General features: G+C 52.1%; 9 tRNA genes and 4 rRNA genes. All 13 read left to right on the top strand.

The features are described 5' to 3' along the window. Positions 1–3 precede the first annotated feature (3 nt). Positions 4–2,940 (top strand): 23S ribosomal RNA (locus BK583_RS00065). A gap of 223 nt (positions 2,941–3,163) precedes the next feature. Beyond that, a 5S ribosomal RNA gene (gene rrf / locus BK583_RS00060) occupies positions 3,164–3,279 on the top strand. Between the two features lie 42 nt (positions 3,280–3,321). After that, positions 3,322–3,397, top strand: a tRNA-Val gene (locus BK583_RS00055). Positions 3,398–3,400: 3 nt separating this feature from the next. Continuing rightward, a tRNA-Thr gene (locus BK583_RS00050) sits at positions 3,401–3,476 on the top strand. 15 nt (positions 3,477–3,491) lie between these two features. Next, a tRNA-Lys gene (locus BK583_RS00045) sits at positions 3,492–3,567 on the top strand. Between the two features lie 7 nt (positions 3,568–3,574). Beyond that, a tRNA-Leu gene (locus BK583_RS00040) sits at positions 3,575–3,657 on the top strand. 17 nt (positions 3,658–3,674) lie between these two features. Then, positions 3,675–3,746: transfer RNA gene (locus BK583_RS00035), tRNA-Gly, on the top strand. Between the two features lie 16 nt (positions 3,747–3,762). After that, positions 3,763–3,851 (top strand) — tRNA-Leu (locus BK583_RS00030). 26 nt (positions 3,852–3,877) lie between these two features. Further along, positions 3,878–3,954, top strand: a tRNA-Arg gene (locus BK583_RS00025). Positions 3,955–3,957: 3 nt separating this feature from the next. Then, positions 3,958–4,034: transfer RNA gene (locus tag BK583_RS00020), tRNA-Pro, on the top strand. A 6-nt stretch (positions 4,035–4,040) separates the two neighbouring features. After that, positions 4,041–4,116: transfer RNA gene (locus BK583_RS00015), tRNA-Ala, on the top strand. A gap of 193 nt (positions 4,117–4,309) precedes the next feature. Beyond that, positions 4,310–5,858, top strand: a 16S ribosomal RNA gene (locus BK583_RS00010). A gap of 407 nt (positions 5,859–6,265) precedes the next feature. Further along, positions 6,266–9,202 (top strand): 23S ribosomal RNA (locus tag BK583_RS00005). Together the 16S, 23S and 5S rRNA genes with 9 tRNA genes alongside form the textbook arrangement of a ribosomal RNA operon. Positions 9,203–9,391: the final 189 nt, after the last annotated feature.

The following is a 9,391-nucleotide window of genomic DNA, read 5'->3' as shown; positions in this document are numbered from 1 at the left end:
AATGGATAAGTTAGAAAGGGCGCACGGTGAATGCCTTGGCACTAGGAGCCGATGAAGGACGCGACGAACAGCGATATGCTTCGGGGAGCTGTAAGTAAGCTTTGATCCGGAGATTTCCGAATGGGGGAACCCACCATCCGTAATGGGATGGTACTCCTGCCTGAACACATAGGGCAGGGTGAGGCAGACCCGGGGAACTGAAACATCTAAGTACCCGGAGGAAGAGAAAGCAAATGCGATTTCCTGAGTAGCGGCGAGCGAAACGGAATCAGCCCAAACCAAGAGGCTTGCCTCTTGGGGTTGTAGGACACTCTATACGGAGTTACAAAGAAACGGAGTAGGTGAATTGTCTGGAAAGACAAGCCGAAGAAGGTAACAGCCCTGTAGCTGAAACTTCGTTTCCTCCAGAGTGGATCCTGAGTACGGCGGGACACGTGAAACCCCGTCGGAATCCGGGAGGACCATCTCCCAAGGCTAAATACTCCCTAGTGACCGATAGTGAACCAGTACCGTGAGGGAAAGGTGAAAAGCACCCCGGAAGGGGAGTGAAAGAGATCCTGAAACCGTGTGCCTACAACTAGTCAGAGCCCGTTAACGGGTGATGGCGTGCCTTTTGTAGAATGAACCGGCGAGTTACGATAACGTGCAAGGTTAAGCTGATGAGGCGGAGCCGTAGCGAAAGCGAGTCTGAATAGGGCGAGTAAGTACGTTGTCGTAGACCCGAAACCGGGTGATCTACCCATGTCCAGGGTGAAGGTCGGGTAACACCGACTGGAGGCCCGAACCCACGCATGTTGAAAAATGCGGGGATGAGGTGTGGGTAGGGGTGAAATGCCAATCGAACTCGGAAATAGCTGGTTCTCCCCGAAATAGCTTTAGGGCTAGCCTCGAGTGATGAGTTTTGGAGGTAGAGCACTGATTGGACGAGGGGTCCCCACAGGATTACCGAATTCAGTCAAACTCCGAATGCCAAAAACTTTAACTCGGGAGTCAGACTGCGAGTGCTAAGATCCGTAGTCAAGAGGGAAACAGCCCAGACCATCAGCTAAGGTCCCCAAGTATACGTTAAGTGGAAAAGGATGTGGAGTTGCTTAGACAACCAGGATGTTGGCTTAGAAGCAGCCATCATTGAAAGAGTGCGTAATAGCTCACTGGTCGAGTGACTCTGCGCCGAAAATGTACCGGGGCTAAACGTATCACCGAAGCTATGGCAATCCCAGTAGGGATTGGGTAGGGGAGCGTTCCAAGGACTGTGAAGCTAGATCGTGAGGACTAGTGGAGTGCTTGGAAGTGAGAATGCCGGTATGAGTAGCGAAAAGAGGGGTGAGAATCCCCTCCGTCGAAAGCCCAAGGTTTCCTGAGGAAGGCTCGTCCGCTCAGGGTTAGTCGGGACCTAAGCCGAGGCCGAAAGGCGTAGGCGATGGACAACAGGTTGATATTCCTGTACCACCTCGTATTTGTTTGAACGATGGGGGGACGCAGAAAGGTAGGGTGAGCGCGCCGCTGGCTGTGCGCGTCGAAGCATGCAAGGCTGGAACATAGGCAAATCCGTGTTCCGTGAAGGCTGAGCTGTGACCGTGAAGGACCCAAGGGTCCGAAATCCCTGATCCTCCGCTGCCGAGAAAAGCCTCTAGTTAGAATACAGGTGCCCGTACCGCAAACCGACACAGGTAGGCGAGAAGAGAATTCTAAGACGCTCGGGAGAACTCTCGTTAAGGAACTCGGCAAAATGACCCCGTAACTTCGGGAGAAGGGGTGCTCTATTAGGGTGTTAAAGCCCGAGAGAGCCGCAGTGAATAGATCCAAGCGACTGTTTAGCAAAAACACAGGTCTCTGCGAAGCCGTAAGGCGAAGTATAGGGGCTGACACCTGCCCGGTGCTGGAAGGTTAAGAGGAGGGGTTATCCCGTAAGGGAGAAGCTCTGAATTGAAGCCCCAGTAAACGGCGGCCGTAACTATAACGGTCCTAAGGTAGCGAAATTCCTTGTCGGGTAAGTTCCGACCCGCACGAATGGTGCAACGACTTGGATACTGTCTCAACGAGAGACCCGGTGAAATTATAGTACCTGTGAAGATGCAGGTTACCCGCGACAGGACGGAAAGACCCCATGGAGCTTTACTGTAGCTTGATAGTGAGTGTTGGTACCATTTGTACAGGATAGGTAGGAGCCTTGGAAGCCGGAGCGCTAGCTTCGGTGGAGGCGTCGGTGGGATACTACCCTGATGGTGCTGACATTCTAACCTCGACCCGTGATCCGGGTCAGGGACATTGTCAGGTGGGCAGTTTGACTGGGGCGGTCGCCTCCTAAACAGTAACGGAGGCGCCCAAAGGTTCCCTCAGAATGGTTGGAAATCATTCGTAGAGTGCAAAGGCATAAGGGAGCTTGACTGCGAGACCTACAAGTCGAGCAGGGACGAAAGTCGGGCTTAGTGATCCGGCGGTGCCGTATGGAAGGGCCGTCGCTCAACGGATAAAAGCTACCCTGGGGATAACAGGCTTATCTCCCCCAAGAGTCCACATCGACGGGGAGGTTTGGCACCTCGATGTCGGCTCGTCGCATCCTGGGGCTGAAGTAGGTCCCAAGGGTTGGGCTGTTCGCCCATTAAAGCGGCACGCGAGCTGGGTTCAGAACGTCGTGAGACAGTTCGGTCCCTATCCGTCGCGGGCGTAGGAAATTTGAGAGGAGCTGTCCTTAGTACGAGAGGACCGGGATGGACATACCGCTGGTGTACCAGTTGTTCCGCCAGGAGCATCGCTGGGTAGCTACGTATGGACGGGATAAGTGCTGAAAGCATCTAAGCATGAAGCCCCCCTCAAGATGAGATTTCCCATGGCGTAAGCCAGTAAGACCCCTTAGAGATGATGAGGTTGATAGGTCAGAAGTGGAAGTGTGGCGACACATGGAGCGGACTGATACTAATCGGTCGAGGGCTTATCCTAAATTTCTTGAGTTTGAGTATGATGATATGATTTAGTTTTGAAAGAATCACCGATTCTTTTTAATACAAAAAGGGAATATTCCCTTTTAGAATGAGTTTTACAAAGAAAAGCAAGGGATTTGCGGAAGTGACGATGGACTTGAAGGAGCGTACTCACGTACGTGACTGAAAAGGAAAGAGGAAACTGACAAAAAAGCCCGACGCTTATCTGAAGTAAACCAAAGTCTGGTGGCAATAGCAAAGAGGTCACACCCGTTCCCATGCCGAACACGGTCGTTAAGCTCTTTTGCGCCGATGGTAGTTGGGGGCTTCCCCCTGTGAGAGTAGGACGTTGCCAGGCTTACATATTTTTCTTTGTTATTTGAAAACAAGATAATAAGTTGGAGGATTAGCTCAGCTGGGAGAGCACCTGCCTTACAAGCAGGGGGTCGGCGGTTCGATCCCGTCATCCTCCACCATATGCCGGCCTAGCTCAATTGGTAGAGCAACTGACTTGTAATCAGTAGGTTGGGGGTTCAAGTCCTCTGGCCGGCACCATAGTTTTCGAAGTCAGAGCCATTAGCTCAGTTGGTAGAGCATCTGACTTTTAATCAGAGGGTCGAAGGTTCGAATCCTTCATGGCTCACCATAAACTTGCGGGTGTGGCGGAATTGGCAGACGCGCTAGACTTAGGATCTAGTGTCTTTATGACGTGGGGGTTCAAGTCCCTTCACCCGCATTCACAACATTAGTTGTGCGGAAGTAGTTCAGTGGTAGAACACCACCTTGCCAAGGTGGGGGTCGCGAGTTCGAATCTCGTCTTCCGCTTTTGCCAATATTTTTTGCCGGGGTGGTGGAATTGGCAGACACACAGGACTTAAAATCCTGCGGTTGGTGACAACCGTGCCGGTTCAAGTCCGGCCCTCGGCACCATTTATGTTTAACTTCATAGTTTAAAAGCGCCCGTAGCTCAATTGGATAGAGCGTCTGACTACGGATCAGAAGGTTAGGGGTTCGACTCCTCTCGGGCGCGCCATTTCGGGAAGTAGCTCAGCTTGGTAGAGCACTTGGTTTGGGACCAAGGGGTCGCAGGTTCAAATCCTGTCTTCCCGACCATGAAATGGGGCCTTAGCTCAGCTGGGAGAGCGCCTGCTTTGCACGCAGGAGGTCAGCGGTTCGATCCCGCTAGGCTCCACCAAAAAAAGTTTCAAAAAAAGCTTTGACATTCTAATAAATGTCATGTAAAGTACTAAGAGTCGCCAAGAGAGATCGAGGCGCAAACGAGTTCTTTGAAAACTGAACAAAAGCCAAGCGTAAAAAGAGATACAAGGTATCTCGTCAATGAAGTTAGACACAGCTTTAAATTGTGCAAATGAGCAAGTCAAACACTTTTAACGGAGAGTTTGATCCTGGCTCAGGACGAACGCTGGCGGCGTGCCTAATACATGCAAGTCGAGCGGACAGAAGGGAGCTTGCTCCCGGACGTTAGCGGCGGACGGGTGAGTAACACGTAGGTAACCTGCCCCTTAGACTGGGATAACTCCGGGAAACCGGAGCTAATACGGGATAATAAAGAGAATCACCTGATTCTCTTTTGAAAGACGGCGTCTAGCTGTCACTAAGGGATGGGCCTGCGGCGCATTAGCTAGTTGGTAAGGTAACGGCTTACCAAGGCGACGATGCGTAGCCGACCTGAGAGGGTGATCGGCCACACTGGGACTGAGACACGGCCCAGACTCCTACGGGAGGCAGCAGTAGGGAATCTTCCGCAATGGACGAAAGTCTGACGGAGCAACGCCGCGTGAGTGAGGAAGGCCTTCGGGTCGTAAAGCTCTGTTGTGAGGGAAGAACAAGTACCGGGGTAACTACCGGTACCTTGACGGTACCTCACCAGAAAGCCACGGCTAACTACGTGCCAGCAGCCGCGGTAATACGTAGGTGGCAAGCGTTGTCCGGAATTATTGGGCGTAAAGCGCGCGCAGGCGGCTTCTTAAGTCTGATGTGAAATCTCGGGGCTCAACCCCGAGCGGCCATTGGAAACTGGGAAGCTTGAGTGCAGAAGAGGAGAGTGGAATTCCACGTGTAGCGGTGAAATGCGTAGATATGTGGAGGAACACCAGTGGCGAAGGCGACTCTCTGGTCTGTAACTGACGCTGAGGCGCGAAAGCGTGGGGAGCAAACAGGATTAGATACCCTGGTAGTCCACGCCGTAAACGATGAGTGCTAGGTGTTAGGGGTTTCGATGCCCGTAGTGCCGAAGTAAACACATTAAGCACTCCGCCTGGGGAGTACGGCCGCAAGGCTGAAACTCAAAGGAATTGACGGGGACCCGCACAAGCAGTGGAGCATGTGGTTTAATTCGAAGCAACGCGAAGAACCTTACCAGGTCTTGACATCCTTTGACCACTCTGGAGACAGAGCTTCCCCTTCGGGGGCAAAGTGACAGGTGGTGCATGGTTGTCGTCAGCTCGTGTCGTGAGATGTTGGGTTAAGTCCCGCAACGAGCGCAACCCTTGATCTTAGTTGCCAGCATTTAGTTGGGCACTCTAAGGTGACTGCCGGTGACAAACCGGAGGAAGGTGGGGACGACGTCAAATCATCATGCCCCTTATGACCTGGGCTACACACGTGCTACAATGGATGGTACAAAGGGCAGCGAAACCGCGAGGTGGAGCCAATCCCATAAAGCCATTCTCAGTTCGGATTGTAGGCTGCAACTCGCCTACATGAAGCCGGAATTGCTAGTAATCGCGGATCAGCATGCCGCGGTGAATACGTTCCCGGGTCTTGTACACACCGCCCGTCACACCACGAGAGTTTGTAACACCCGAAGTCGGTGAGGTAACCTTTTGGAGCCAGCCGCCTAAGGTGGGACAAATGATTGGGGTGAAGTCGTAACAAGGTAGCCGTATCGGAAGGTGCGGCTGGATCACCTCCTTTCTATGGAGTATTTACTCTAGTCGATGTATGACCTCGGGTCATATAGCGCTTTGGATCTTTTGTTCAGTTTTGGAAGAATTCCTCTTCCAATTGAAAATGCGAAGGTAATGGATACCACGCTAAGAACGCCACGTCCTGTGGCAACGCCTGGTACCTACATCCTGTAGGCATGGTTCTTTGAAAACTAAATCATAATCAATCAACTCAAATTAGTTTTGTTCATCGGTGTTACAACTGTTTGAACGAGACGTCAAGAATTCATAAACCTTTTAGGTTAACCAATTGACAAAGAGACCCGAGTAGATCAAGGATGGGGAATGCTTGATGGAAGGAGCGTAGTTCGCTACGTAACTGACAGAAAGACAGGAACCAGACGAAGAGATACGATGGGAATCTGACGTCAAAATGGATAAGTTAGAAAGGGCGCACGGTGAATGCCTTGGCACTAGGAGCCGATGAAGGACGCGACGAACAGCGATATGCTTCGGGGAGCTGTAAGTAAGCTTTGATCCGGAGATTTCCGAATGGGGGAACCCACCATCCGTAATGGGATGGTACTCCTGCCTGAACACATAGGGCAGGGTGAGGCAGACCCGGGGAACTGAAACATCTAAGTACCCGGAGGAAGAGAAAGCAAATGCGATTTCCTGAGTAGCGGCGAGCGAAACGGAATCAGCCCAAACCAAGAGGCTTGCCTCTTGGGGTTGTAGGACACTCTATACGGAGTTACAAAGAAACGGAGTAGGTGAATTGTCTGGAAAGACAAGCCGAAGAAGGTAACAGCCCTGTAGCTGAAACTTCGTTTCCTCCAGAGTGGATCCTGAGTACGGCGGGACACGTGAAACCCCGTCGGAATCCGGGAGGACCATCTCCCAAGGCTAAATACTCCCTAGTGACCGATAGTGAACCAGTACCGTGAGGGAAAGGTGAAAAGCACCCCGGAAGGGGAGTGAAAGAGATCCTGAAACCGTGTGCCTACAACTAGTCAGAGCCCGTTAACGGGTGATGGCGTGCCTTTTGTAGAATGAACCGGCGAGTTACGATAACGTGCAAGGTTAAGCTGATGAGGCGGAGCCGTAGCGAAAGCGAGTCTGAATAGGGCGAGTAAGTACGTTGTCGTAGACCCGAAACCGGGTGATCTACCCATGTCCAGGGTGAAGGTCGGGTAACACCGACTGGAGGCCCGAACCCACGCATGTTGAAAAATGCGGGGATGAGGTGTGGGTAGGGGTGAAATGCCAATCGAACTCGGAAATAGCTGGTTCTCCCCGAAATAGCTTTAGGGCTAGCCTCGAGTGATGAGTTTTGGAGGTAGAGCACTGATTGGACGAGGGGTCCCCACAGGATTACCGAATTCAGTCAAACTCCGAATGCCAAAAACTTTAACTCGGGAGTCAGACTGCGAGTGCTAAGATCCGTAGTCAAGAGGGAAACAGCCCAGACCATCAGCTAAGGTCCCCAAGTATACGTTAAGTGGAAAAGGATGTGGAGTTGCTTAGACAACCAGGATGTTGGCTTAGAAGCAGCCATCATTGAAAGAGTGCGTAATAGCTCACTGGTCGAGTGACTCTGCGCCGAAAATGTACCGGGGCTAAACGTATCACCGAAGCTATGGCAATCCCAGTAGGGATTGGGTAGGGGAGCGTTCCAAGGACTGTGAAGCTAGATCGTGAGGACTAGTGGAGTGCTTGGAAGTGAGAATGCCGGTATGAGTAGCGAAAAGAGGGGTGAGAATCCCCTCCGTCGAAAGCCCAAGGTTTCCTGAGGAAGGCTCGTCCGCTCAGGGTTAGTCGGGACCTAAGCCGAGGCCGAAAGGCGTAGGCGATGGACAACAGGTTGATATTCCTGTACCACCTCGTATTTGTTTGAACGATGGGGGGACGCAGAAAGGTAGGGTGAGCGCGCCGCTGGCTGTGCGCGTCGAAGCATGCAAGGCTGGAACATAGGCAAATCCGTGTTCCGTGAAGGCTGAGCTGTGACCGTGAAGGACCCAAGGGTCCGAAATCCCTGATCCTCCGCTGCCGAGAAAAGCCTCTAGTTAGAATACAGGTGCCCGTACCGCAAACCGACACAGGTAGGCGAGAAGAGAATTCTAAGACGCTCGGGAGAACTCTCGTTAAGGAACTCGGCAAAATGACCCCGTAACTTCGGGAGAAGGGGTGCTCTATTAGGGTGTTAAAGCCCGAGAGAGCCGCAGTGAATAGATCCAAGCGACTGTTTAGCAAAAACACAGGTCTCTGCGAAGCCGTAAGGCGAAGTATAGGGGCTGACACCTGCCCGGTGCTGGAAGGTTAAGAGGAGGGGTTATCCCGTAAGGGAGAAGCTCTGAATTGAAGCCCCAGTAAACGGCGGCCGTAACTATAACGGTCCTAAGGTAGCGAAATTCCTTGTCGGGTAAGTTCCGACCCGCACGAATGGTGCAACGACTTGGATACTGTCTCAACGAGAGACCCGGTGAAATTATAGTACCTGTGAAGATGCAGGTTACCCGCGACAGGACGGAAAGACCCCATGGAGCTTTACTGTAGCTTGATAGTGAGTGTTGGTACCATTTGTACAGGATAGGTAGGAGCCTTGGAAGCCGGAGCGCTAGCTTCGGTGGAGGCGTCGGTGGGATACTACCCTGATGGTGCTGACATTCTAACCTCGACCCGTGATCCGGGTCAGGGACATTGTCAGGTGGGCAGTTTGACTGGGGCGGTCGCCTCCTAAACAGTAACGGAGGCGCCCAAAGGTTCCCTCAGAATGGTTGGAAATCATTCGTAGAGTGCAAAGGCATAAGGGAGCTTGACTGCGAGACCTACAAGTCGAGCAGGGACGAAAGTCGGGCTTAGTGATCCGGCGGTGCCGTATGGAAGGGCCGTCGCTCAACGGATAAAAGCTACCCTGGGGATAACAGGCTTATCTCCCCCAAGAGTCCACATCGACGGGGAGGTTTGGCACCTCGATGTCGGCTCGTCGCATCCTGGGGCTGAAGTAGGTCCCAAGGGTTGGGCTGTTCGCCCATTAAAGCGGCACGCGAGCTGGGTTCAGAACGTCGTGAGACAGTTCGGTCCCTATCCGTCGCGGGCGTAGGAAATTTGAGAGGAGCTGTCCTTAGTACGAGAGGACCGGGATGGACATACCGCTGGTGTACCAGTTGTTCCGCCAGGAGCATCGCTGGGTAGCTACGTATGGACGGGATAAGTGCTGAAAGCATCTAAGCATGAAGCCCCCCTCAAGATGAGATTTCCCATGGCGTAAGCCAGTAAGACCCCTTAGAGATGATGAGGTTGATAGGTCAGAAGTGGAAGTGTGGCGACACATGGAGCGGACTGATACTAATCGGTCGAGGGCTTATCCTAAATTTCTTGAGTTTGAGTATGATGATATGATTTAGTTTTGAAAGAATCACCGATTCTTTTTAACAAAAAGGGACTATTCCCTTTTAGAATGAGTTTTACAAAGAAAAGCAAGGGATTTGCGGAAGTGACGATGGACTTGAAGGAGCGTACTCACGTACGTGACTGAAAAGGAAAGAGGAAACTGACAAA

Origin of the sequence: Shouchella oshimensis, assembly GCF_002019765.1 — a bacterium.
In the GTDB taxonomy this organism is placed as follows: Bacteria; Bacillota; Bacilli; order Bacillales; family Bacillaceae_D; genus Shouchella; species Shouchella oshimensis.
This window is presented reverse-complemented; position numbering and strand designations above follow the sequence as displayed.